Origin of the sequence: Streptomyces sp. GESEQ-35 (assembly GCF_017948485.1) — a bacterium.
Classification (GTDB): Bacteria; Actinomycetota; Actinomycetes; order Streptomycetales; family Streptomycetaceae; genus Streptomyces.
Window position 1 is genome coordinate 236,605 of the sequence record NZ_JAFFSX010000009.1, and the last position, 23,418, is coordinate 260,022.

At 69.5% G+C, this 23,418-nt stretch carries 23 protein-coding genes; 13 read left to right on the forward strand and 10 right to left on the reverse strand.

What is annotated here, in order from left to right:
* The first annotated feature begins 279 nt into the window (after positions 1-279).
* From KCH87_RS19990 to KCH87_RS20000, 3 genes are all read left to right on the forward strand, one after another.
* Positions 280-912, forward strand: coding sequence for a uridine kinase (locus tag KCH87_RS19990; protein WP_210587525.1), 633 nt, complete (start codon positions 280-282; stop codon positions 910-912).
* Positions 913-960: 48 nt separating this feature from the next.
* Entirely contained in the window at positions 961-1,413 is a 453-nt protein-coding gene (locus tag KCH87_RS19995; RefSeq protein ID WP_210587526.1) for a PPOX class F420-dependent oxidoreductase, read from the forward strand.
* 160 nt (positions 1,414-1,573) lie between these two features.
* Positions 1,574-2,002 carry a CBS domain-containing protein gene (locus KCH87_RS20000; RefSeq protein ID WP_210587527.1) on the forward strand — a complete coding sequence of 143 codons (429 nt, stop codon included), beginning with the start codon at positions 1,574-1,576 and terminating at the stop codon, positions 2,000-2,002.
* A 93-nt stretch (positions 2,003-2,095) separates the two neighbouring features.
* On the opposite strand, the gene KCH87_RS20005 is transcribed toward KCH87_RS20000, so the two are convergent.
* Positions 2,096-3,223 carry a magnesium and cobalt transport protein CorA gene (locus KCH87_RS20005; RefSeq protein ID WP_210587528.1) on the reverse strand — a complete coding sequence of 376 codons (1,128 nt, stop codon included), beginning with the start codon at positions 3,221-3,223 and terminating at the stop codon, positions 2,096-2,098.
* Positions 3,224-3,466: 243 nt separating this feature from the next.
* On the opposite strand from KCH87_RS20005, the gene KCH87_RS20010 reads away from it, so the two are divergent.
* Entirely contained in the window at positions 3,467-4,261 is a 795-nt protein-coding gene (locus tag KCH87_RS20010; protein ID WP_210587529.1) for a methyltransferase domain-containing protein, read from the forward strand.
* Between the two features lie 49 nt (positions 4,262-4,310).
* Here the strand turns inward: KCH87_RS20010 and KCH87_RS20015 are convergent, their stop codons facing one another.
* Both KCH87_RS20015 and KCH87_RS20020 read right to left on the reverse strand, forming a co-directional pair.
* On the reverse strand, positions 4,311-5,225 hold the full coding sequence (locus KCH87_RS20015) for a carbohydrate kinase family protein (RefSeq protein ID WP_210587530.1): 915 nt from the start codon (positions 5,223-5,225) through the stop codon (positions 4,311-4,313).
* Positions 5,222-6,130, reverse strand: coding sequence for a pseudouridine-5'-phosphate glycosidase (locus tag KCH87_RS20020; protein WP_308298867.1), 909 nt, complete (start codon positions 6,128-6,130; stop codon positions 5,222-5,224). The genes KCH87_RS20015 and KCH87_RS20020 overlap by 4 nt, the downstream gene beginning before the upstream one ends.
* Before the next feature lie 98 nt (positions 6,131-6,228).
* Here KCH87_RS20020 and KCH87_RS20025 point away from each other — a divergent pair, with 98 nt between their 5' ends.
* Positions 6,229-6,657 carry a VOC family protein gene (locus KCH87_RS20025; RefSeq protein ID WP_210587531.1) on the forward strand — a complete coding sequence of 143 codons (429 nt, stop codon included), beginning with the start codon at positions 6,229-6,231 and terminating at the stop codon, positions 6,655-6,657.
* A 49-nt stretch (positions 6,658-6,706) separates the two neighbouring features.
* Here the strand turns inward: KCH87_RS20025 and fdhA are convergent, their stop codons facing one another.
* The 3 genes from fdhA to KCH87_RS20040 form a co-directional block, all read right to left on the reverse strand.
* Positions 6,707-7,933, reverse strand: a complete 1,227-nt coding sequence (fdhA, locus tag KCH87_RS20030; protein ID WP_210587532.1) for a formaldehyde dehydrogenase, glutathione-independent — start codon at positions 7,931-7,933, stop codon at positions 6,707-6,709.
* Between the two features lie 166 nt (positions 7,934-8,099).
* Entirely contained in the window at positions 8,100-8,654 is a 555-nt protein-coding gene (locus KCH87_RS20035) for a methylated-DNA--[protein]-cysteine S-methyltransferase (protein WP_210587533.1), read from the reverse strand.
* Between the two features lie 49 nt (positions 8,655-8,703).
* The gene (locus KCH87_RS20040; protein ID WP_210587534.1) at positions 8,704-9,582 is read right to left on the reverse strand and encodes a glycerophosphodiester phosphodiesterase family protein; all 879 of its coding nucleotides are present in this window, start codon (positions 9,580-9,582) and stop codon (positions 8,704-8,706) included.
* A 282-nt stretch (positions 9,583-9,864) separates the two neighbouring features.
* Between KCH87_RS20040 and KCH87_RS20045 the strand changes: the two genes are divergently transcribed.
* From KCH87_RS20045 to KCH87_RS20075, 7 genes are all read left to right on the forward strand, one after another.
* A complete protein-coding gene (locus KCH87_RS20045; RefSeq protein ID WP_210587535.1) occupies positions 9,865-10,731 on the forward strand; it encodes an MHYT domain-containing protein in 867 nt (288 codons plus the stop codon).
* 40 nt (positions 10,732-10,771) lie between these two features.
* Positions 10,772-12,904, forward strand: a complete 2,133-nt coding sequence (gene uvrB, locus KCH87_RS20050) for an excinuclease ABC subunit UvrB (RefSeq protein WP_210587536.1) — start codon at positions 10,772-10,774, stop codon at positions 12,902-12,904.
* 185 nt (positions 12,905-13,089) lie between these two features.
* Entirely contained in the window at positions 13,090-13,668 is a 579-nt protein-coding gene (locus KCH87_RS20055; RefSeq protein WP_210587537.1) for a TerD family protein, read from the forward strand.
* Positions 13,669-13,714: 46 nt separating this feature from the next.
* Positions 13,715-15,676, forward strand: a complete 1,962-nt coding sequence (locus tag KCH87_RS20060) for a TerD family protein (RefSeq protein ID WP_210587538.1) — start codon at positions 13,715-13,717, stop codon at positions 15,674-15,676.
* Positions 15,677-15,899: 223 nt separating this feature from the next.
* Positions 15,900-16,901, forward strand: a complete 1,002-nt coding sequence (locus KCH87_RS20065; RefSeq protein ID WP_210587539.1) for a TerC family protein — start codon at positions 15,900-15,902, stop codon at positions 16,899-16,901.
* A 131-nt stretch (positions 16,902-17,032) separates the two neighbouring features.
* A complete protein-coding gene (locus KCH87_RS20070) occupies positions 17,033-17,335 on the forward strand; it encodes a hypothetical protein (protein ID WP_210587540.1) in 303 nt (100 codons plus the stop codon).
* 100 nt (positions 17,336-17,435) lie between these two features.
* Positions 17,436-18,536 carry a calcium:proton antiporter gene (locus KCH87_RS20075; protein ID WP_210587541.1) on the forward strand — a complete coding sequence of 367 codons (1,101 nt, stop codon included), beginning with the start codon at positions 17,436-17,438 and terminating at the stop codon, positions 18,534-18,536.
* Between the two features lie 83 nt (positions 18,537-18,619).
* Here the strand turns inward: KCH87_RS20075 and KCH87_RS20080 are convergent, their stop codons facing one another.
* Positions 18,620-19,924 carry an MFS transporter gene (locus tag KCH87_RS20080; protein ID WP_247196447.1) on the reverse strand — a complete coding sequence of 435 codons (1,305 nt, stop codon included), beginning with the start codon at positions 19,922-19,924 and terminating at the stop codon, positions 18,620-18,622.
* Positions 19,925-19,986: 62 nt separating this feature from the next.
* The gene (locus tag KCH87_RS20085) at positions 19,987-21,033 is read right to left on the reverse strand and encodes a S66 peptidase family protein (RefSeq protein ID WP_210587542.1); all 1,047 of its coding nucleotides are present in this window, start codon (positions 21,031-21,033) and stop codon (positions 19,987-19,989) included.
* Between the two features lie 103 nt (positions 21,034-21,136).
* On the opposite strand from KCH87_RS20085, the gene aroQ reads away from it, so the two are divergent.
* Entirely contained in the window at positions 21,137-21,610 is a 474-nt protein-coding gene (gene aroQ / locus KCH87_RS20090) for a type II 3-dehydroquinate dehydratase (RefSeq protein ID WP_210587543.1), read from the forward strand.
* A 411-nt stretch (positions 21,611-22,021) separates the two neighbouring features.
* Here aroQ and KCH87_RS20095 read toward each other — a convergent pair whose 3' ends face one another.
* Positions 22,022-22,678 carry an MBL fold metallo-hydrolase gene (locus KCH87_RS20095; protein WP_210587544.1) on the reverse strand — a complete coding sequence of 219 codons (657 nt, stop codon included), beginning with the start codon at positions 22,676-22,678 and terminating at the stop codon, positions 22,022-22,024.
* Between the two features lie 44 nt (positions 22,679-22,722).
* On the reverse strand, positions 22,723-23,409 hold the full coding sequence (locus KCH87_RS20100) for a maleylpyruvate isomerase family mycothiol-dependent enzyme (protein ID WP_210587545.1): 687 nt from the start codon (positions 23,407-23,409) through the stop codon (positions 22,723-22,725).
* Positions 23,410-23,418 lie beyond the last annotated feature (9 nt).

Genomic DNA, 23,418 nt, shown 5'->3' on the forward strand with positions numbered 1-23,418 from the left:
CGCCTCGCGAAGCAGCCGCAATACGGCGGTGGGTGCCGACGCGAACGGCCGCATCTCCGCCGGAAGACGCGAGTCTCCGCCAGGCCCCACTTCTCCCGGAAACCCCGACAAGAATCCGCCGCGCCTTCCACGTGCCCGCACCTCCCGCGGCCGCCCCCTGATCCCCCTCCTGAAAGCCGCCCACACCAGGGGCGAACCCCACCTCCCGCACCTGCTCCCTGCCCATCCGGGCCCATGAGGCCCACGTATCCTGACCGGGAACTGGCGCATCATGGCCGTGTGCGACTCGAAGCGATCACCTGGGACCGGCTCGGCGACCTCCTGGCCGAGCGGTTGCTCGACCTGAAGACGGCCGACGGCAGCCCGTGGCCGCGCATCGCTTTCGACGGCGCCTCTGCCGCCCGCCCGGGAGACCTCGCCGAGCGCGTCTCCGAAGCGCTGCGCATTCGCGGTCGCCCCTCGCTCGTCGTGAGCATGGAGGGCTTCCTGCGCCCCGCCTCGGTGCGCCTGGAGTACGGGCACCGGGACGTCGAGGCCTATTACAACGGCTGGTTCGACACCTCGGCCGTATGGCGCGAGGTCTTCGGCCCGCTCGAACCCGCCGGCGACGGCCGCGTCCTGCCCGACCTGTGGGACCCGGTCACCGACCGCGCTACCCGCAGCTCCTACGTCCAACTCCCGCCCGGCGGCGTCCTGTTGCTCCACGGCCCCCTCCTGCTGCGCCACTGGTTCCCCTTCGACCTGTCGATCCATGTCCTCCTCTCCTCCGGCGCCCTACGCCGCCGTACTCCCGAAGCCGAGCAGTGGACCCTCCCCGCCTTCGAGCGCTACGACGACGAGACCGACCCCGCCGGCACGGCCGACGTACTGGTGCGCGCCGACGACCCCCGGCATCCGGCCTGGAGCGGCTGACTCGGCAAACCGCTTTTGTATGCGTGTGCATTTAATTAGGGTGGTGTCATGACGACCTCCACCGGAGATTCCGCAGCCGCAGCCGCATCGGCTGCATCGCCTTCCCCTTTCCCCTCCTTCGACGAATCGGTCCGCACCCTCCTCGACGGCAGGAACTTCGCCAGCGTCGCCACCCTGGGTCCCGACGGAGCCCCGCAGAACTCGGTGGTCTGGATCAAACGCGAGGGCGACACCGTGCTGTTCTCCTCCACCGACGGACGTCAGAAGGTGCGCAACCTCCGTCGCGACCCCCGGATCAGCCTGTCGGTCTTCGAGCTCGCCAACCCCTACACCTCGGTCGAGATCCGCGGCACCGCCGAGATCCTCCCCGACGAGGACAAGCGGCTCCCGCACGAGCTCTCGCACAAGTACCTCGGCACCTACCCGCCCGCGGAGAAGGACGACGAGGTGCGCGTGATCATCCGGGTCGTCCCGCGAAAGATCGTGGGCTTCTCCGCCTGAGACCCTCCTGAAGCCATCGGTCCGAGGCCCGCCTCTCGCCCTCGAACGTCATCCCGACGTTCCGGGTGCATCCGCCGGGCGACACGGCGAGAATGAGGGACGCCGGGACTAGCGGTGCGTCCTGCGCCGCGCCGGCCGTCCGGCACCGGGAGGTACGCCCATGACCACCGCCGGAGACATCATGCACCGCGGTGCCCAGTGGATCCCCGCCCACGAAACCCTCGACCGCGCCGCCCAGCTGATGCGTGAGCTCAACGTCGGAGCCCTGCCCATCGGGGACCAGGACGACCGGCTCTGCGGCATCCTCACCGACCGCGACATCGTCGTCGGCTGCGTGGCCATGGGTCGCGACCCGGCCAAGGTCACCGCAGGGGAGATGGCCCAGGGCACCCCGCGCTGGGTTGCGGCGGACGCCGACGTCAGCGACGTACTCCACGAGATGCAGGAGCACCAGATCCGCCGGCTCCCCGTCATCGACAACAAGCGCCTGGTCGGCATGATCAGCGAAGCCGACCTGGCCCAGCACCTGACGGAGGACCAGATCGCCACCTGGGCCGGGTCCGTCTACGCGAGGACCACGACGCGCTGACCCCGCACGATCACCCCGATCGATCCACTCACACCGCTCCCGTCCGGACGACGGCGCCGGATGGGAGCGGCCCCCGGTCGGCCATGACGCCGATCAGAGCCAGCCGTTGCGCCGGAAGCCGCGGTACAGCGAGAAACAGGCGACGGATATCACGGCTATGACCAGCGGGTAGCCGAACTGCCAGTGCAGTTCCGGCATGTGATCGAAGTTCATGCCGTACACCCCGCAGACCATCGTCGGTACGGCGACGATCGCGGCCCACGCCGTGATCTTCCGCATGTCCTCGTTCTGCGCGACCGTGACCTGCGCGAGGTGCGCCTGAAGGATCGAGTTCAGCAACTCGTCGAAGGCGGCTATCTGTTCCTTGGCACGCAGCAAGTGATCGGAGACGTCGCGGAAATAGGCCTGTATCTCGGGATCGACCACCCGTATCGGCCGGGTGGCGAGGTCTTCGAGCGGGCGGCCGAGCGGGGCCACGGCACGCTTCAGTTCGAGGAGTTCGCGCTTGAGCTGGTAGATGCGCCCCGGGTCGACCCGCGCGCCGTTCTCCGCGAACACCGCCGTCTCGACCTGGTCGATGTCCGCCTGCACCGAGTCGGTGACGTTCACATAGTCGTCGACCACATGGTCCGCGATCGCGTGCAGCACCGCGGCCGGGCCCTTGGCGAGCTGCTGGGGGTCGGACTCCAGCTCCTCGCGGAGCGGGCCCAGCGAGCCGTGCCGTCCGTGCCGCACCGTGATCACGAATTCCCGGCCGACGAACACCATGATCTCGCCGGTGTTCACCACCTCGCTCGTCGCCGTGAGTTCCTCGTGCTCGACGTAGCAGACCGTCTTGAACACCGCGAACAGCGTCTCGCCGTAGGGCTCCAGCTTGGGGCGCTGGTGAGCCTCGATCGCGTCCTCGACCGCCAGCGGATGCAGGTCGAAGAGCTCCGCGATGCCCGCGAACTCCTGGTCCGTCGGCTCGTGGAGGCCGAGCCAGACGAAACCGTTCCCGTGCTTGCGCACCCGCTGCACGGTGTCGACCAGATCGCCGCCCGCGAGGTCCCGGGCGCCGTCCCGGTAGGTCACGCAGTTCACCACCGAGGAGCCCAGCGGAGACCGGGCAGGATGGCTCAGGTCGACGCGCGGGCGCCGCCGGGCCAGCCGTGCCACTCTGCGGAGACCGCCGACCCTGCCGAGGCCCGTGACCTTCCGCAGATTCCCTGCCATCGCCATCTGGATCTCCTTGCGTGGATCTCCGTGCCGCATTTCTGCGCCCTGGCGGCCAGTTTGCCAGTTCCGTCGGATCGGCGGGCGGGCCTGTGGGAACAGCGAATTCCGCTTTGTTCCCGGCTGTGGACAAGGGTTGGCGTCGCCCGCGACGCGGTGGAGAAGATGGACCACGGCCGTCTCTGAACTGATCGTCGCACCGGAGCGTCGACCGGTCCGGGCAAGTGGAACAAATGGGATGATCGCGGCATGACACGAAGCGATGGATATCTTCTCGACAACCGGCAGACCGAGGCGGCAGAGCGCTTCGACGCCTTCGCCACCCTCTTCGACCCCACGACGTTCCGGCATCTCGAGGGGTTCGGCGTCGGACCTGGCTGGCGCTGCTGGGAGGTCGGCGCCGGTGGCACCTCCGTGGTGTCCTGGCTGGCGAAGAAGGCCGGTCCGACCGGAAAGGTCGTCGCGACCGACATCGACACCTCGCGGCTCGCCCCGGCCGCCCGGCCGCCGGTAGAGGTCCGCGTCCACGACGTGGGCGCCCACGAGCCACCGGGGGAGGGGTTCGACCTGGTGCACGCCCGGCTCGTCCTCGTCCATGTGCCGGACCGGGAACGGGCGTTGGACTCGATGGTCAGGGCCCTGCGCCCCGGCGGACGGCTGCTGATCGAGGACGCCGACCCGGCCCTGCAGCCCTTGACGTGCCCCGACGAGTACGGCCCCGACCAGCAGCTGGCGAACCGGCTGCGGGGCGGCTTCCGTCAGCTGCTCGCCGACCGTGGCGCCGACCTCGCCTACGGCCGCAGGCTCCCGCGCCTGCTGCGCGAGGCCGGCCTGCGCCGCGTCGAGGCCGATGCGTACTTCCCGGTCGCCTCGCCCGCCTGTGCCGCCCTGGAGTCCGCGACGATCCGTCAGATCCGCGACCAGCTCGTCACCGCGGGCCTCGCCACGGACGCCGACATCGACCGCCACCTGGCGAACGTGGGCTCCGGCACCATGGATCTGACCACGGCCCCGATGATCTCTGCGTGGGGGCGCAGGGCGTAGGACTGGCAGCGGGGCAGCAGGAGCCATGACAAGGGAAGGTGGCCCGTCGTCAGTCGCGCACCGGCGGTCTGCCACCCACCCGTTCGACCGCCAGCGCACCCGCCCGGCACCCTGCCGCCGCCGCGTCTTCGGGCTCGGCGCCCGTGAGCAGCGTCGCGAGGAAGGCGCCTGTGAAGGCGTCTCCCGCTCCCGTGGTGTCCCTCGGTGTGGCCGACGCGGCGGGGACGTGGGCGAGCACGGAGCCGGACCGGGCCACCAGTGCGCCCTCCGCACCTTGCTTGGCGATCACCAGTGGGACTTGACGGCTCAGTTTGGCCGCCGCGTCCGCCACTTCGGGCAGCCCCGTGAGGAGGCACGCCTCGTCCCGACTGGGCAGCAGGACGTCCACACCCTCCACCAGCGCCAGGAACCGGTCGACGCCCAGGTTCACAAGAAATCCGGCGGACGCCGGATCCAGGCTCACCGGCACGCCACGCGCGCGAGCCGTCTCCAGGGCCACCTTCACCAGCGCCCGGCTCGGTTCGGAGAACAGCAGGTAGCCCGACAGATGCAGCCATGCGACGCCGTCCAGCAGCGCCTCCGACCAGTCCCGGGGCTCAAGCCGCAACGATGCTCCGCTGTCGGTGAGGAACGTCCGCTCGGCCGCGGCATCCGTGTCGACCAGGCAGATCACCGTTCCGGTCGGGGCCTGCGGGTCAATGACGAGGTGGGGCCGTACGCCGCAGCCGACCAGCTCCTCTTCGTGCCACGCGCTCGCGTCCGCACCCACCCGACCGAGCAGCCGCACCTCAGGACAGCCCCAATGAGCTGCCCAACAAGCCACATTGGCGCCCGCGCCGCCCGGCACCGTCCGGATCGTCGCGGTCGTGTCCGTACCGGAGGCGAGCGGCCCCTGGTGGCGGGCGACAACATCCGTGACGACATCCCCGACGACCAGTAGCGCGCCGTGCGCCCGCGCGGTCACGCCCCGGCCCAGGCCGCCGCGATCCGCGCCGCCAGCCGTACGTTGCCGCGTACCGCCGCCAGATTGGCGCGCAGCGAGGCACCGTCCGTGTGCCGCACCAGGTAGTCGAGCAGGAACGGCGTGACCGCCTGACCGCTGACCCCCTCCTCCTCGCACGCGTGCAGCGCGTCGGCCAGCACGCGCGCGTGCAGCTCGGGATCCAGCTGCTCGTCCTCGGGCACCGGATTGGCGACGATCAGCGACGACGCGGGCCCGTCGAGCGCGTCCTGCGCTCGCATGACGTCCGCCACCTGCTCCGGCGTCCGAAGCGCCCAGTCCACCGGATGCCCCGAGTCGGACAGATAGAAGCCGGGAAAGCGGTCCGTGCCGTACCCCGCCACGGCGACGCCCAGCGTCTCCAGCCGTTGCAGCGTCGCCGGCACGTCCAGGATCGACTTCACGCCCGCACACACCACGGTGATCCGCGTCCGCGCCAGCAGCCCCAGGTCGGCCGACTCGTCCTGCGTCGCCGTCCACTCCCGGTGCACTCCGCCCAGACCCCCCGTCGCGAACACGCGGACACCGGCCAGGGCCGCCAGCAGCGCCGTCGCCGACACCGTGGTCGCGCCACTCGCCTCCGCCGCCACGGCGAGCGGCAGGTCGCGATGGCCGAGCTTGCGGATTCCGTCCTCGTTGGCGACCCGCTCCAGCTGCTCCTTGTCCAGGCCGACATGGGGCCGCCCGTCCAGCACGGCGATCGTCGCCGGTACGGCCCCCTGCTGCCGTACGACGTCCTCCAGCTCCAGCGCCACCTGTAGATTGCGTGGGCGCGGCAGCCCGTGCGCGATGATCGTGGACTCCAGGGCCACCACCGGTCGACGCGCGTCGATCGCCTCGCGCACTTCCTCGGACACCGTCAGCACCACGCGCCTGCCTCCTGTCGTTCGGTCTTCCCTCATCTCTGGCGGGCGGCACACCCGGTCAAACCCTTGCGGCCTGTGGGGGACGACACCAGCCTGGGTGCATGACGGACAACACCACACGTCTCGACCATGTCGTCCTCTGGGTGAACGACCCGATCGGTTCGGCCGACTTCTACGAGAAGACCCTCGGCATGGAGCCCCTGAGGCTCACCGACTTCGCCACCGGCCAGGTGCCCTTTCCCTCCGTACGCCTCAACGAGGAGACCATCCTCGACCTGATGCCGCAGACCATGGCGGAACGCATGAAGATGCTCCCCGGCGCTGCGGACAGCGCCGGACATCCGGTCAACCACGTCTGCGTCGCCCTGTCCACGGACGACTTCGACGCCCTCCGCGGCCGTCTGGAAGAACGCGCCGTTCCCGTGTCGGACATCTCGTACGACTCCTTCGGCGCCCGCGGCCTGGCGAAGCGCAGCTTCTACTTCCGCGACCCGGACGGGAACGTCTTCGAGGCCCGCCACTACGACTAGGACCGCAAAAGGGGTGCCCACGCGTGCGTGGGCACCCCTTGCCGGACGCTCAGACCGGTCGTACGTCCTTCAGCGCCCCGTGCGGATCGAGCACGTACTTGCGGCTTGCGCCCTGGTCGAACTCGGCGTAGCCGCGCGGTGCGTCCTCAATACCGATGACGGTCGCGTTGACGGCCTTGGCGATGTGCACACGCTCGTGCAGGATCGCCATCATCAGGCTCCGGTGGTACTTCATCACCGGGCACTGCCCGGTCGTGAACCGGTGGCTCTTGGCCCAGCCGAGGCCGAGCCGTACCTTCAGCGTGCCGGACCTCGCGTCCTCGTCGACTCCGCCCGGGTCGTCCGTGACGTACAACCCGGGAATGCCCAGGGCACCGCCTGCGCGCGTGATGCCCATCAGCGAGTTGAGGACCGTCGCCGGCGCCTCAGGGGCATCCGGACCGTGGGCCCGGGCTTCAAAGCCGACCGCGTCTACCGCGACGTCCACCTCGGGCTCTCCGAGGATCTGCGTGATCTGTTCGTCCACGCTGCCGCGCGAGACGTCGACGGTCTCGCAGCCGAAGCTCCTCGCCTGGGCGAGACGCTCGGCATTGAGATCGCCCACGATGACCACGGCGGCACCCAGCAGCTGTGCCGACGCGGCCGCCGCCAGCCCGACCGGGCCCGCCCCGGCGACGTACACCGTCGATCCGACCCCGGCGCCCGCGCTCACGGCGCCGTGGAAGCCGGTCGGGAAGATGTCCGACAGCATGGTCAGGTCGAGCAGCTTTGCGCGTGCCTGGTCCCGGTCCGGGAACTTCAACAGGTTGAAGTCCGCGTACGGGACCATCGCGTACTCGGCCTGCCCGCCGACCCAGCCGCCCATGTCGACATAGCCGTAGGCGGCACCGGGGCGGGCCGGGTTGACGTTCAGACAGATGCCCGTTTTGCCTTCCTTGCAGTTGCGGCACCGCCCGCAGGCGATGTTGAACGGTACGGAGACGATGTCGCCGACGTCGATGTATTCGACGTCCGGACCCCGTTCGACGACTTCGCCGGTGATTTCGTGTCCGAGGACCAGCCCTTCGGGCGCGGTCGTCCGCCCGCGCACCATGTGCTGGTCGCTTCCGCAGATGTTGCTGGCGAGCACCTTGAGGATCACTCCGTGCCGGCACTTGCGGCCGACGTTCTCGGGTGCGACCCCCGGCCCGTCCTGGAGTTCAAGCGTCGGGTAATCGATGGTCCTGACTTCCACCGCGCCCGGCTTGAGATACGCGACTGCCCTGTTTCCGCTCATGCGTGATCGCCGTCCCTTCGGCTCCGAGCTTCTCGGATGCCAGTGGCTGTGCGCATGTTCGAGTCTGCTACTGGCTCAGCCTTCCGGCCAGCCTTCGCGCGGGACCGCAGCAGCGGACTCGACGCCTTCGCCTCGACCCCTTGGAAACGGCTACCTGCCCGGACCCTCAGAACAGCGGCTCGGGCAGCACTCCCTCCAGCGCCAGCAGCTTCCGCTTGGTCTCCAGGCCACCTCCGAACCCTCCGATGCCGCCGTCGCTCTCCACGACCCGGTGGCAGGGCACGACGACCGGCAGGGGATTGGCGCCCATCGCCAGCCCGACCGCCTGGGCGGCGCCGGGCTGACCGACCCGCCCGGCCAGATCGCCGTAGCCGACGACCGAGCCGTACGGCACGCCGGAGGCCAGCTCGCGCAGCACCTGTCGGTTGAACCCCGAGATCAGCGACCAGTCCAGCGGCAGCTCGAAGGCGCGCCGCTCACCCGCGAAGTACGCCTCGACCTGACGTATCACCTCGGTCAGCAAGGGGGAGTCCGGTGCCTCGACGGGCTCGCTGCCCAGCCGGGACCCGAGCCGGTCGAGGGCCTTGTCGCGCACCGCCTCCGTGGCGTGGAACACGACGTTCACCAGGCCGTCGCGGGTCGCGGCCAGCAGCAGCGGACCGATGTCGGTGCCGACCACGGTCCACACGGCCTGCTGCTCGTACTGCCCATGGCTGTCCATGCGCCCCACCGTACGGCCCGCCACTGACAACGCCCGGGCAGCGCGGTACTCAGGACCCCGCGACCGCGTCCCGCACCACGTCGGGCTTGTTGGTGATGATGCCGTCGACTCCGAACCCCGCGACCCGTCGCGCGGTCTCCGCGTCGTCGACCGTCCATGTGAAGACCTCCAGGGGCCGGCCGTGCGGCCCGGTGAAGGTGTGGACGGTGGAGACATAACCCGTCGAAACGGTGCTGTAGGAAGGGTTGATCTGGTCGGCGAAGCGCGCGTACTCCGGCAGGTCCGTCACGGAGGGCGTACCGAGAAAGCCGGTCTTGACTCCCGGCTTCAGCCCATGGACGGTCCGCACGCTGTCCGCACTGAAGCTCTGGACGATCAGCCGCCCCGTGAGGTGCTGCCGGTCCAGCCAGCCCTCGTTGCTGAGGACCTTGAGGGTCTGCTGCTCTATGCCGGGGTACAGCCCGGGGTTCTTGATCTCCAGGAGCAGCTTCTGATGGTGGTGCTCGACACGCTGTGCGTACTGTTCCAGCGTCGGCACGCGCGCGCCCGCGTATGCGGGGCCGAACCAGCTGCCCGCGTCGAGACGTGCGATCTCCGCCGCGGTGAAGTCCTTGACCTTCCAGGGAGCCCGGCCGGGAAAGACCTCCTCGACGTCGGTCGTGCGCGCCAGACTGTCGTCGTGCAGGACGACCAACTCGCCGTCCTTGGTGCGCTGGACGTCGTTCTCGACCCAGTCGATGCCCAGTTCGGCCGCCTTGTCGATCGCGGCCAGGGTGTTCTCGGGGGCGTAGGCGGAGGCGCCCCGGTGGGCGATGACCGTGGGCCGTTCAGCGGCTTGGTCGGCCCGCGCACCGGGGGTGGGGAGCAGGAGGGCGGCGGTGCCCAGGACCAGCGCGGTGGTCGCGGTGGCAACTGCGCGCGCGTGCATGCGTACTCCTCGCGTCGAGGGATCACAGACAGGTCGACTGTGGCAGCGGAGGGTCAACAGCGGAGGGGTGCAGAATGGCCACAGGTTGAATGAAGTTGCTCGGCCCCGCTCACTGGTGCCGCACAAGTGCGGCAAGGGCGTGTTTCTTTGCCGGATAATCGTTCGACCGTTCCGGGGGGAGACATACTCTCTGCCACAACCTTGACCGCTCGTCGGTGGTCCTGGGAGGGGGGGCTTGTTTCATGTAGGTCCGGGACGTAAGAGGGTGGAGGGCAGCCGCGCATGCAGGGCACGGTCGACGGATTCAGCTACGGACTCGTCACACCGCTGGTGGCCTACCTGATGGCCTGCCTCGGCGGTGCACTCGGTCTGCGCTGCACCACACGGTCCATGCTGGTCTCGAAGTCCTGGAGACCGGGATGGCTTGCCCTGGGCTCGGCGGCGATCGGCTCCGGCATATGGACCATGCACTTCGTCGCGATGATGGGCTTCACTGTCGTGGGCGCGCCGATCCGTTACGACATGGCGATGACGTTCGCCAGCCTGGGCGTCGCGATCGTGATGGTGGGCATCGGGATCTTCATGGTCGGCTACAAGGGCGCGCGCGGAACGGCTCTGTTCACCGGGGGCACCATCACCGGCCTGGGCATCGCCTCCATGCACTATCTGGGCATGGCCGGAATGCGCCTCAACGGAAACCTGGAGTACAACACCGTCACCGTCGCCGCGTCCGTCGTCATAGCGGTGGCCGCGGCCACCGCCGCCCTGTGGGCGGCCGGGCAGGTCAGAGGCTTCATGTGGAGCGTGGGTGCGAGCCTCGTCATGGGACTCGCCGTCAGCGGCATGCACTACACGGGCATGGCAGCCCTCAACGTGCACGTCCACACCATGAGCGCCCCCGTCTCGGGAGACTCGCCGGCCGGCATCATCGCGCCCATCATGGTCGGCCCGCTGGCCTTCCTCCTCCTCGCGGGCGTCGTGGTGATGTTCGACCCGCTGATGGTCATGGGGAAGCCCGCCAGGGTCCCTGTCGAGAACAAGCCCGGTATCCCGGCCCACTCCGCCGTCGCGCACACCACCCGCCGCCCCGTGATCCGCGCCCGCCGCAAGGTGGGCGACCGGGGCTCCCGCACCCCGCAGAACAGGTGATCGGGCCGCGTTGTCAGTGGGGGGTCGTACGGTGGATTCCATGCGGCCCGTTTCCAGCATCGAACGCACGGTGGCGCCCTTCGAGGTCGTCAGCCCCTACCAGCCCAGCGGTGACCAGCCGCAGGCCATCGCCGAGCTAGCCCGGCGCATCGAGGCCGGTGAGAAGGACGTCGTCCTCCTCGGCGCGACCGGCACCGGCAAGTCCGCCACCACCGCGTGGATGATCGAGAAGCTTCAGCGGCCCACCCTGGTGATGGCCCCGAACAAGACGTTGGCCGCCCAGCTGGCCAACGAGTTCCGGGAGCTCCTGCCGAACAACGCAGTCGAATACTTCGTCTCGTACTACGACTACTACCAGCCCGAGGCCTACGTCCCGCAGTCGGACACCTACATCGAGAAGGACTCCTCCATCAACGAGGAGGTCGAGCGGCTGCGCCACTCCGCCACCAACTCGCTGCTCACCCGCCGCGACGTCATCGTGGTCGCCTCCGTCTCCTGCATCTACGGCCTCGGTACTCCGCAGGAGTACGTGGACCGCATGGTCCCCCTCAAAGTCGGCGAGGAGTTCGACCGCGACCAGCTGCTGCGCCGCTTCGTGGACATCCAGTACACGCGCAACGACATGGCCTTCACCCGCGGCACCTTCCGCGTCCGCGGCGACACCATCGAGATCTTCCCGGTCTACGAGGAGTTGGCCGTCCGCATCGAGATGTTCGGCGACGAGATCGAGGCACTGTCCACGCTCCACCCGCTCACCGGCGAGATCATCAGCGACGACGACCAGCTGTATGTCTTCCCGGCCTCCCACTACGTCGCGGGACCCGAGCGCATGGAGCGGGCCGTCAACGACATCGAGAAGGAACTCGGGGAGCGCCTGGCCGAGATGGAGAAGCAGGGCAAGCTCCTGGAGGCGCAGCGCCTGAGAATGCGCACCACGTACGACCTCGAGATGCTCCGCCAGATCGGCTCCTGCTCCGGCGTGGAGAACTACTCGATGCACTTCGACGGCCGCCTGCCCGGCTCCCCGCCGAACACCCTGCTGGACTACTTCCCGGACGACTTCCTGCTCGTCATCGACGAGTCGCACGTCACCGTGCCCCAGATCGGCGCGATGTACGAGGGCGACGCCTCCCGTAAGCGGACCCTTGTCGACCACGGCTTCCGGCTGCCCTCCGCGCTCGACAACCGGCCCCTGAAGTGGGAGGAGTTCCAGGAGCGCATCGGCCAGACCGTCTATCTCTCGGCGACCCCAGGGCAGTACGAACTCTCCCGCTCCGACCGCCAGGTCGAGCAGATCATCCGCCCCACCGGCCTCGTCGACCCGGAGGTCGTCGTCAAGCCCACCGAGGGCCAGATCGACGACCTGGTGCACGAGATCCGCAAGCGCACCGAGAAGGACGAACGGATCCTGGTCACCACGCTCACCAAGAAGATGGCCGAGGACCTCACCGCCTACTTCCTGGAACTGGGCATCCAGGTGCGCTATCTGCACAGCGACGTCGACACCCTGCGCCGCGTCGAGCTGCTGCGCGAACTGCGCGCCGGTGAGTACGACGTCCTGGTCGGCATCAACCTCCTGAGGGAGGGCCTCGACCTGCCCGAGGTCTCACTCGTGGCGATCCTTGACGCCGACAAGGAAGGCTTCCTGCGCTCCGGCACGTCCCTGATCCAGACCATCGGCCGCGCGGCGCGCAATGTGTCCGGGCAGGTCCACATGTACGCCGACAAGATCACCCCGGCGATGGAGAAGGCCATCGACGAGACCAACCGCCGCCGCGAGAAGCAGGTCGCTTACAACAAGGCGAACGGCGTCGACCCCCAGCCGCTCCGCAAGAAGATCAATGACATCGTCGCGCAGATCGCCCGCGAAGACGTCGACACGGAGCAGCTGCTCGGCTCGGGCTACCGCAAGATGAAGGACGGCAAGGGTGCCAAGGCCCCCGTACCCTCGCTCGGCGGCAAGGCGGCCAAGGGCGGCAAATCCGCCAAGGGCAAGGAGACGGTGCCGACCGACCGTCCCGCGGCCGAGCTCGCCGGGCAGATCGAGGAGATGACCGAGCGCATGCGCGCCGCCGCCTCGGACCTTCAGTTCGAGATCGCGGCCCGGCTGCGCGACGAGGTCTCCGAAATGAAGAAGGAACTGCGCCAGATGCAGGAGGCAGGCCTGTCATGAGGGCCCGCGGGCGCCGGTCCACCACCAGGGACTGGCGCCCCGGTGACCTCGGGTCGAATGCGGTGTGTTGCAAGACCGACACAAAGTGCGGACCGGGGTACGTCACTGTCAGTGGCCCTGCGTAGGGTTCAGGTCATCCGCGGACTCCGCGGCAACAGGGGACAGCTCGAGAGGGGAATCAGCGCGTGACCGTCAACATGACCAAGGGTCAGGCCATCAGTCTGCAGAAGAACGACGGCGGCAGCCTGACCGCGGTGCGCATGGGTCTCGGCTGGCAGGCGGCTCCCCGGCGCGGCCTGTTCGGCTCGCGCACCCGGGAGGTCGACCTCGACGCCTCCGCCGTGCTGTTCGCGGACAAGCAGCCGGTCGACGTCGTCTTCTTCCGCCACCTGGTGAGTGACGACGGCTCGGTGCGGCACACCGGTGACAACCTGGTCGGCGGCGTCGGCCAGGGTGGCGACGACGAGGCGATCCTCGTCGACCTGGCGCGCATCCCGGTCCACATCGACCAGATCGTCTTCACCGTGAACTCCTTCACGGGCCAGACCTTCCAGGAAGTACAGAACGCGTTCTGCCGCTTGGTCGACGAGACCAACGGCCAGGAGCTCGCCCGCTACACGCTCGCGGGCGGCGGCGCCTACACCGCGCAGATCATGGCGAAGGTGCACCGCACGGGCCCCGGCTGGTCGATGACGGCCCTCGGCACGCCGACCAACGGCCGCACCTTCCAGGACCTGATGCCGGCGATCCTGCCGCACCTGTAAGGCCGCCCGGCGAGCGGCACACGACGAAGCACAGGGGGACGAAGGGATGACGGCCGAGCTGGTGCGGGGGCAGAACCACCCGCTCTCCCAGGCCCGCCTCGAGATCCGGGTCTCGGCCGGCAAGCCGATCGTGGCCGTAGCCACGCTCAGCGACGAGCACGGCAAGGTGCACGGCGTCGAGTGGGTGGCCCACCCGGGCACACCCACGCTGCCGGGCCTGGAGGTCTCCCGGCAGGCGGCCGCAGACCATCGCCTCGCCGTGGACCTCGGCGCCATGCCGGAGGCCGTGCACCGCGTCAGCGTGCTGCTCGCCCTGCCCTCTGGGGCGGGCGGTCCCGTCCGGTTCGGCGCCGTCGCCGCCCCCTTCGTCGCGGTCACCGGTCTCGACGGCACCGAGATCGCCAGCTACACCATCACCGGCCTGGAGGCCGAGTCGGCCGTCGTCGCCCTGGAGCTCTACCGCAGGCAGGGCGCCTGGAAAGTGCGTGCCGTCGGCCAGGGGTACACCGGCGGCCTCGCCGAGCTCCTCGCCGACCAGGGCCTGCCCCAGGCCCACCAACTCGCCGGCGGTATCAACGAGGCGGTGGCCCAGGGCCTGGCCCGCTCGGTTCAGGCCCCGCGCACCCCAGACGGCGACCGCTCCCGGCAGGCGGCCGCACCGGCGCTCGGCCCGGACCAGACCGGCTCTCCGTACAGCGCTCAGGGCGCCCCGGAGCCCCGGCAGGGCTACCCCTCCGGGCAGGCGGACCCAGCGGCTGTCACTCAGCCGTCCGCGCCCGGCTCCGACGGCCCGATCGATTACAGCCACCCACGCCGGCAGAACGCCGCTCCGCCGCCGCCCCCGCCGACCGCACCCCCGGCCCAGCCGGGGCAGCCCGCACGGCCCGTCGCGGGTGACGCGACCGGCTGGTCCATGGAGGAGCGGCTCTACAACCAGGTGTGGGGCATGTTCGAGGACTTGGCCCGCACCATGGCCGCCTACCGCAGCGCCGTCGACTTCGCCGACTCGCGGATGGAGAAGGAGCTCGACCAGGTCTTGTCCGACCCGCGCAGTCGGATCGGGGGACAGGGCGACGCCGCCCGCGAGAGCGCCCGGGACAAGTACACCCAACTCGTCGATCAGGCCAGGTCGGCACTCGACCGGGACCTCGCCCAGCTCACCGCGGAAGCCGAAGTCGTCGAGCCGGCGCTGCCTGCGGCGTTCGCCCGCTGGGACAACCCCGCGTGGCACGCCTACCGGGTGCCGATGGAGATCCCCATGGCCTTGCGCCTGGGCGACCTCCATCTGCCGGAGTGCGCCCAGCTCCGCATACCCATGCTGGTTCGGCTGCCGCTGGAGCGGGGTCTGTGGATCGACAGCGGGCGTGCCGGATCGCTCGACGGCGCGTTCACCGACTCGCACGACTTGCGGCTGCTGGCCATGGAGACGGCGGTGGCGCACGCGGCCCGGCTGCTCGCCGTCTATCCGGCGGGTGAGTTCACGGTGCACGTCATCGACCCCGCCGGTTCGGGGGCACAGGCGCTCGCACCACTGGTGCAGACCGGCGTGCTCGCGGCCCCGCCCGCCATCGGGGCGGCCGGTGTGTCGGACGTCCTCGCCCGGCTCACCCAGCGCGTCGACCTGGTGCAGATGGCGGTGCGCGCCGGCGCGGCCGACTCGCTACCGCCCGGCCTGGACACCTCCGAGCAGCTGCTCATCGTCAACGACTTCCCGCACGGCTTCGACGACCGGGCCGTGACCCAGCTGCGCTACCTGGCGGACGAGGGCCCGGCCGTCGGCGTTCACCTGATGATGGTCGCGGACCGCGAGGAGGCCGCCGCTTACGGCCCGTTGCTCGACCCTCTGTGGCGTTCGCTGATGCGACTCACCCCGGTACCCGACGACCATCTCGCCGACCCGTGGGTCGGCCATGCGTGGACGTACGAGCCGTGCCTGGTGCCGCACGGCAGTCAGGTGCTTCAGCAGGTGCTCACCCAGGTCGCCATCGCTCGCACCAAGCAGAGGTAAAGGGACGCTGACCAGGTAATTTGTCCTTTCTTTTGCCAATCACTTTACCTTTCCTTGGTGATTGGGGTACTGTTTTCCGTACGGAGGGGAGTACTCCCTGTCTACTGCGGCGTTCCCGTCAATACGGATCAGGCCAGATCCCGGGGCGTCGGCCCACTTGGGTGGAAGAGACCTCCGGCAGCGACGACGCTGACATTTGCCGTTACGTACTGCCGGAGGCGCAGTGGATGTTTCCCTGACCCTGTGGGTCCTGACCATCTTGGGGCTTGCCGCCCTGATCGCGGTCGACTTCTTCATCGGTCGCAAGCCGCACGACGTATCCATCAAGGAAGCCGGTATCTGGACGGTTGTCTGGATCGTCCTGGCCGGCCTCTTCGGCCTCGGCCTGCTCGTCTTCGGCGGCGGGCAGCCTGCCGGTGAGTTCTTCGCCGGGTTCATCACCGAGAAGTCGCTGAGCGTCGACAACCTCTTCGTCTTCGTCCTGATCATGGCGAAGTTCTCGGTGCCCTCGCAGTACCAGCAGCGAGTGCTGCTCGTCGGCGTGCTCATAGCCCTGGTACTGCGCGCGATATTCATCGCCGCGGGCGCCGCCGTCATCGCCAACTTCGCCTGGGTGTTCTACATCTTCGGCGCCTTCCTGATCTGGACCGCCTGGAAGCTGATCCAGGAGGCACGGTCCGACGAGGAGGACGAGGAGTTCGAGGAGAACAAGCTCCTCAAGGCCGCCGAGCGCCGCTTCGGTGTGGCCGACCGCTACCACGGCACCAAGCTGTGGATCCAGCAGAACGGCAAGCGGGTCATGACCCCGATGCTGGTCGTGATGCTCGCCATCGGCTCCACGGACGTGCTGTTCGCGCTCGACTCGATCCCCGCGATCTTCGGTCTGACCCAGGACCCGTACATCGTCTTCACGGCCAACGCCTTCGCGCTGATGGGTCTGAGGCAGCTGTACTTCCTCATCGGCGGCCTGCTGAGGAAGCTGGTCCATCTCAGCTACGGCCTGTCGATCATCCTCGGCTTCATCGGCGTCAAGCTGGTGCTGCACGCACTGCACGAGTCCGGGGTCCACGTCCCCGAGATCTCCATCCCGGTGTCGCTCGGCGTGATCTGCTCGGTCCTCATCGTGACCACGATCACCAGTCTGCGGGCGTCTCGGAAGCAGGCGGCGGTCGAGAAGGCGCAGAAGGAGACCGAAGGCGCTCCGAAGGCCGATATCGAAGCCTGACCGTTTCGGGCGTAGAAGGAACCATCACCGGGAGCGGTGCGCGGCGAATTGCCGGGCACCGCTCCCGGTGCTTGCTTGGTCTTGAGCGTGTTCCCCGGACCGGGGACGCCGCGTACGGGTGGAGGCACCCCATGAAGTTCGTGCAGATCATCGACTTCGAGACCGAGCGCCTTGAGGAAATGGAGCAGCAGCTCCAGGAGTTCGCCCAGCGCAACGCGGACAAGGGTGGTGGCCCCACACATCGCATGCTCCTGAAGGACCGCGACAATCCTCGCCGCTACCTCGCCCTGATCGAGTTCGAGTCACACGACGAGGCCATGCGCAACAGCGACGACTCCGAGACGACCAAGCTGGCGGAGCGACTGGGCGCGCTGTGCATCGGTGAGCGCACCTACACCAACTGCGACGTGCTGGACATGAGCGAGCTCAAGTAGCCCGGAGGCCCCGGACGGGCGCCGCAGGGCGGGAGCGCGGCGCTCGGGCGGCCGGCCGGACCGGAATGCGATGCCTGTACCGGTCTGCGACGATCACCGCATGATCGCTCGGCTCAGGTCGCTCACGACCCAGTGGACGCTCCTCGTGCCGTTGCTCGCCGCGATCCTCCTGATACTCACGTGGGGGCGAGACCTGCCCGGCGCGGTTGTCGCCGTGGTGACAGCGGTGCTCGCCGGAGCCGTACTGGCCGCCGTCCACCACGCCGAAGTCGTGGCCCACCGGGTCGGAGAGCCCTTCGGCTCCCTCGTTCTCGCCGTCGCTGTCACGATCATCGAGGTCGCCCTGATCGTCACCTTGATGGCGGACGGCGGCGACAAGAGTTCCACACTCGCCCGTGACACGGTCTTCGCGGCCGTGATGATCACCTGCAACGGCATTGTCGGCCTGTGCCTGCTGGTTGCCTCACTGCGTCACGGCACGGCCGTCTTCAACCCCGAGGGCACCGGCGCCGCCCTCGCGACGGTCGCCACCCTGGCCACGCTCAGCCTGGTGCTGCCGACGTTCACCACGAGCAAGCCCGGCCCGGAGTTCTCCAGCGTCCAGTTGACCTTCGCCGCGCTCTCCTCGCTGATCCTGTACGGCCTGTTCGTGACGACCCAGACCGTGCGGCACCGCGACTACTTCCTCCCGATCACCCGGCAGGGCGAGGTGATCACCGCAGACGACCACGCGGACGCGCCCTCCGCCCGCACCGCCGGGATCAGCCTGGGGCTGCTCGGCCTCGCCCTGATCGGCGTGGTCGGCCTGGCCAAAGGAGTGTCGCCGACCATCGAGTCCGGCGTGGAGGCCGCCGGACTGCATCACGCGGTCGTGGGTGTGATCATCGCGTTGCTCGTGCTGCTCCCCGAGACCATCGCCGCGCTGCGCTCCGCCCGTCGCGACCGGGTGCAGACCAGCCTGAACCTCGGGCTCGGCTCGGCGATCGCCAGCATCGGCCTGACGATCCCCGCCGTCGCGCTGGCGTCGGTCTGGCTGTCCGGGCCGCTGGTCCTCGGCCTCGGCTCCACCCACATGGTGCTGCTCACGCTGACCGTGGTGGTCAGCTCGCTGACCGTCGTGCCGGGACGCGCCACCCCACTCCAAGGAGGGGTTCATCTGGTGCTGTTCGCGGCGTACTTGGAGCTGGCGATCAATCCATAAGACGATTCATCGACCGAAGGGGCGCGTAAACGCTCGCGCGAGCGCTTGCGCAAACGCCTACGCAAGCGTTTACGCGCCAGCCGTCATCCCGCCGCCGGCTCCGTCGCCACCACCCGCACCGGGTGGGTCTCCGGCAGCAGCGCGAAGCATCCCAGACTGAGCAGTGCGATCCCCGTCAGATATGCGGCCACACCCCAGGGGACACGACCGCCCTGCTCGGCGAGTGCCGTTGCCACGATCGGCGTGAGTGCGCCGCCGAGAACGCCGCCGAGGTTGTAGCCCACCGCGGCGCCCGTGCAGCGCACCCGCGGCTCGTACAGCTCCGGCAGATACGCGGCGATCACGGCGAACATCGTGATGAACGCCAGCATCGCCCCCAGGAAGCCGAGGAACATCAGCAGCGGTGCGCCCGTGGCGAGCAGCGCGACCATCGGGAACATCCACAGGGCGGCAGCCGCGCACCCCACCAGGCACAGGGGCCGTCGGCCGTAGCGATCGCCCATCAGCGCCGCCACGGGTGTGAGCGAGCCCTTCACCAGAACCGCGGCCATGATGCAGGTCAGCATGACGGTACGGCTCACCCCGAGTCGCTCCGTCGCATAGGCGAGGGACCAGGTCGTCACGGCATAGAAGATCGCGTATCCCGCCGCGAGCGCACCCGCGGTCAGCAGCACGAGCCTCCAGTGGTCGCGTGCCACCTCGGCGAGCGGCACGCGCGCGTGGTCGTCGATTTCGAGGAAACGGGGACTCTCCGTGAGGGACGACCGCAGCCACAGCCCCGCCACGGCGAGCACCCCGGCTGCCCAGAACGGCACGCGCCAGCCCCAGGCCGCGAACTGTGCGTCGGTCAGTGTCGCCGACAGAGCCAGCATCACGCCGTTGGCGAGCAGGAACCCCACCGCGGGCCCGACCTGCGGAAAGCTGGACCACAGCCCGCGCTTCTCGGGGGGTGCGTGCTCCGCGGTCAGCAGCACCGCCCCGCCCCACTCCCCGCCGAGCCCCAGCCCTTGGAGAAACCGCAGAACGAGGAGCAGCACGGGAGCGGCCACCCCGATCGTGTCGTACGTCGGTACGCAGCCGACCGCGACCGTGGAGGCCCCGGTGAGGAGCAACGAAGCGACGAGGACGGGCCGTCTGCCGTGCCGGTCCCCGATGTGCCCGAACAGCACCGAGCCGAGCGGCCGGGCGAGGAAGCCCACGCCGAACGTTCCGAAGGCGGCCAGTGTCCCTGCCACCGGTGAGAACGTCGGGAAGAACAGCGGCCCCAGGATCAGCGCCGCGGCGGTCCCGTAGACGAAGAAGTCGTAGAACTCGATGGCCGTCCCGGCGAGCGAGGCGGCCGCGAGCCGCAGCATGGAGGGGGCCCTTACGGTGCGTACGTCGTGCATGCCGCGTCAACTACCCACGGTGATCAACGGTTACGGGAGCGCGCGGGGGCGCGGGACGCGCGTCAGTACGTCACGGTGATGCGCCGGGCCGGGCCGTCGACGCGGATGGCGCCTCCGTAAGGGACGACGAGTTGGGGATCGGTGTGTCCGAAGTCCACATCGAAGACGACCGGGATGTCGAGGGCGTAAGCCTCCAGCGCGCGCACCACGGCCTCGCGCTGTCTCCCGGCGTAACGCGCGCTCTCCTCAGGGCTGTTGGGGCGCTCGAACGACCACGTCTTGGGGCGGCCCACCAGGAGCGAGGCGAACCGCTGGAGCAGCCCGCGCTCGCCCATATTCCGCAGGGTGCGGAAGACCTCGTCGCTGCTCGGCAACTCCTCCGAGGTCTCCAGAAACAGCACTGCGCCGTCGTACTCCGTGAGGTCGCGTGAGATCTCGCGGTCGGCCATCAGCAGCCGGCCGAGGATCTCCAGGCAGCCGCCCCAACTGCGGCCCTCGATCACCTGGTCGGCGTTCCGCCAGGTCCATCCGGTGCCGGGCCGGGTCTCCGGTTCGGCGTCGAAGGTCGCCGGATCGGCCCAGTCGCGGTCGACGTCGCGCCAGTGCTCGGCGGGCCGCAGCTCGTACTCGCCCGAGGTGAAGAGCGCCGCCCGCAGGGAGTCGGCGGTCTGCGGATGCATGGCGCCGGGACGGCCCAGTTCGACCATCACGGACGCACCGTGGTAGCCGACGATCCCCGTGTTGCGCAGATACGCGAGCAGATTCGTGTTGTCACTCATCCCGAAGAACGGCTTCGGGTTCGCCCGGATCAACTCCCGGTCCAGCAGCGGCAGCACGGTGATCTGGTCGTCGCCGCCGATGGCCGCGACGACGGCCTTGATGTCCGGGTCGGCGAAGGCCGCGTGGATGTCGGAGGCCCGCTCCTGGGGCGTCGAGCCCATCTTCCGGGTCGCCGGGTACTCGACCGGTTCGAGGCCGAACTCCTTGCGCAGCCGCTCCAGGCCCAGCTCGTACGGGCGCGGGAAGAGCCCAGGGAGACCGGCGGACGGCGAGATCACGGCGATACGGTCACCGGGCGACGGCTTGGGTGGGTACGCGATCGTCGTCATCCGAGGAGGGTAGGGCCCCTCGGGCCGTCGGCGCACCGTGATAAACCGGGTCTGAGCAGCGGTCCTCCACGGATCGCCCCACCCGCAACGGACCGGAGGAACCGTGCCCCGCACCCTGGCCAACGCCCCGATCATGATTCTCAACGGCCCCAACCTGAACCTCCTCGGTCAGCGCCAGCCGGAGATCTACGGCTCCGACACACTCGCCGACATCGAGGCGCTGTGCGCCAAGGCAGCGGCGGCGCACGGCGGCACGGTGGACTTCCGGCAGTCCAACCACGAGGGTGAGTTGGTCGACTGGATCCACGAGGCGCGGCTGAACCACTGCGGCATCGTGATCAACCCCGGCGCCTACTCGCACACGTCGGTGGCGATTCTGGACGCACTCAACACCTGTGACGGCATGCCCGTGTTGGAGGTCCACATCTCCAACATCCACCAGCGCGAGTCGTTCCGTCACCACTCGTACGTCTCGCTGCGCGCCAACGGGGTCATCGCGGGCTGCGGGGTCCAGGGGTACGTGTTCGGCGTGGAGCGGGTCGCCGCGCTTGTCGGCGCGGCGCAGGCCCAGGCGTAAGGCCCGCCGACCAGGCGCCCGCCCCTTACGGCCACCCCGCCTCCAGGAACCGCGGCACCTCTTTGGGCACACGCCGGGGCCGCCGGCCGAGGGCGGGGATCGAAGGACCGGCGGCCCGTGCCACGCAGGAGCCGTCATCCTGCGCGGGGCTGCTTCCAGTTGACCGCGCAACCACGTACCCCGGGAGCGTGCGCGTGGCTCCGGCGTGTGTGAAAGGTTCACACGGGGCGCGTACGAGGCGCCGACACACGGCGTGCGGAGGCGTGGTGCGTGCGGGGGGGGGGCTCGCAATGCAGTGCCTGCTCGGCGCGCATTCACGGCGTCTGCGCCGTGCGGCACGCCATGATTCACGCCCCGCGCGCCGAGGCTCACCACCGTCGCTCACTCGCCACGGCGGTCACCGCCTCGCGCTCACCACCCGCGCGCGTGCCACTCCGGCAGATGCGGCCGTTCCGTGCCCAGCGTTGTGTCATTGCCGTGCCCCGGGTAGACCCAGGTCTCGTCCGGGAGAGCGCCGAAGATCTTCGTCTCGACGTCGTGGATCAGACTGGCGAACGCCTTCGGATCCTTGCGGGTGTTGCCCACGCCGCCCGGGAAGAGGCAGTCGCCGGTGAAGACGTGCGGATGCCCGTGCGGGTCGTCGTAGACGAGGGCGATGGAGCCCGGTGTGTGCCCGACCAGGTGGCGCGCGGTGAGTTCCACGCGCCCCACCCGGATGGTGTCGCCGTCGTCGACCAGGACGTCGGTCGGCACGGGGATGCCGTCGGCGTCCTCCCGGCCGGCGTAGGTGCGGGCGCCCGTGGCCGCGACGACCGCGGCGAGCGCCTGCCAGTGGTCTCCGTGCTGATGTGTGGTCACGACGGACGCGATGCCGTCGCCACCGATCATGCCGAGCAGCGTCTCCGCGTCGTTGGCGGCGTCGACCAGCAGCTGCTCGTCCGTGGCCCGGCATCGCAGCAGATAGCAGTTGTTGTTCATCGGACCGACCGCGATCTTGGTGATCATCAGGTCCTTCAGCTCGTGCACGTCAGCCGGGCCGCCGACCGTCACCTCTCCGCTGTACGTCATGGCGGCAGCCTATAGCGGTGAGGTGCCCCGAGAGCCGCGCGCCCCTACAGCGGGGGCAGTGCGGGCAGCGGGCCACCGTCCGTGGTCAGTCCGGATCCGTCGCGCCGCCCGGCGAGCCAGCCGAGCAGGTCGGGCCGGCTCCCCGTGACGGTGACTGCTGGGGCATCCGCCTCCCGGCCCGTGCTCCACGCGTGCGTGCCGTCCGTGAGGCGCGTGGACGGTACGTCGGGGTGACCACCGAACCGCACTGCGAGGAAGTCGATCTCCCGCTCGACGAACTCCTCCGGCAGCTCCTCCAGCTCGTACCCGATCCCGAGGTCCACGTGGTGCAGCTCCAGCTCGACCCACCGCCGGAACGGCACCCGGGACGCGGAGTCAGTGACGCCGTTGCGCAGCTCCACCGTGCGGGACCAGTCCGCTGGAGCCGCGCCGGTGTCCTGGAAGCGGGCCGCGCTGTCACGGACGTCGGCGAGCTGGACGTCCAGCGGGCGTGCGGCGTCCCGCTCGATGTCCGCGTCCCTGGCCCCGGCGGAGACGTACATGGGCCGGCCATCGAGGACGTTCACAAGGGCGTCCGCGTTGCGGGCGAGGTGGGCGAGGATGTGGCCACGGGTCCAGCCGGGGAGCCGTGACGGCTCGGTCACCACCGTGTTGTCCAGTTTGGCGGCTGCGGTGAGCAGCCGTTCCGTCGCGTCATGTACAGACACCAGGTCACGAGCGTGATCAATCATGGTGCTGAC

What these genes read in the sequence shown, in the direction of transcription:
- KCH87_RS20005 (WP_210587528.1), bottom strand. Translation starts at nt 3,223, where the DNA reads ATGGCGATGGCAGGGAATCTGCGGAAGGTCACGGGCCTCGGCAGGGTC.
- KCH87_RS20010 (WP_210587529.1), top strand. Translation starts at nt 3,467, where the DNA reads ATGACACGAAGCGATGGATATCTTCTCGACAACCGGCAGACCGAGGCG.
- KCH87_RS20060 (WP_210587538.1), top strand. Translation starts at nt 13,715, where the DNA reads ATGACGGCCGAGCTGGTGCGGGGGCAGAACCACCCGCTCTCCCAGGCC.
- KCH87_RS20040 (WP_210587534.1), bottom strand. Translation starts at nt 9,582, where the DNA reads ATGCACGCGCGCGCAGTTGCCACCGCGACCACCGCGCTGGTCCTGGGC.
- KCH87_RS20085 (WP_210587542.1), bottom strand. Translation starts at nt 21,033, where the DNA reads ATGACGACGATCGCGTACCCACCCAAGCCGTCGCCCGGTGACCGTATC.
- KCH87_RS20000 (WP_210587527.1), top strand. Translation starts at nt 1,574, where the DNA reads ATGACCACCGCCGGAGACATCATGCACCGCGGTGCCCAGTGGATCCCC.
- KCH87_RS20070 (WP_210587540.1), top strand. Translation starts at nt 17,033, where the DNA reads ATGAAGTTCGTGCAGATCATCGACTTCGAGACCGAGCGCCTTGAGGAA.
- fdhA (WP_210587532.1), bottom strand. Translation starts at nt 7,933, where the DNA reads ATGAGCGGAAACAGGGCAGTCGCGTATCTCAAGCCGGGCGCGGTGGAA.
- KCH87_RS20045 (WP_210587535.1), top strand. Translation starts at nt 9,865, where the DNA reads ATGCAGGGCACGGTCGACGGATTCAGCTACGGACTCGTCACACCGCTG.
- uvrB (WP_210587536.1), top strand. Translation starts at nt 10,772, where the DNA reads ATGCGGCCCGTTTCCAGCATCGAACGCACGGTGGCGCCCTTCGAGGTC.
- KCH87_RS20035 (WP_210587533.1), bottom strand. Translation starts at nt 8,654, where the DNA reads ATGGACAGCCATGGGCAGTACGAGCAGCAGGCCGTGTGGACCGTGGTC.
- KCH87_RS20080 (WP_247196447.1), bottom strand. Translation starts at nt 19,924, where the DNA reads ATGCACGACGTACGCACCGTAAGGGCCCCCTCCATGCTGCGGCTCGCG.
- KCH87_RS20075 (WP_210587541.1), top strand. Translation starts at nt 17,436, where the DNA reads ATGATCGCTCGGCTCAGGTCGCTCACGACCCAGTGGACGCTCCTCGTG.
- KCH87_RS19995 (WP_210587526.1), top strand. Translation starts at nt 961, where the DNA reads ATGACGACCTCCACCGGAGATTCCGCAGCCGCAGCCGCATCGGCTGCA.
- KCH87_RS20100 (WP_210587545.1), bottom strand. Translation starts at nt 23,409, where the DNA reads ATGATTGATCACGCTCGTGACCTGGTGTCTGTACATGACGCGACGGAA.
- KCH87_RS20095 (WP_210587544.1), bottom strand. Translation starts at nt 22,678, where the DNA reads ATGACGTACAGCGGAGAGGTGACGGTCGGCGGCCCGGCTGACGTGCAC.
- KCH87_RS20025 (WP_210587531.1), top strand. Translation starts at nt 6,229, where the DNA reads ATGACGGACAACACCACACGTCTCGACCATGTCGTCCTCTGGGTGAAC.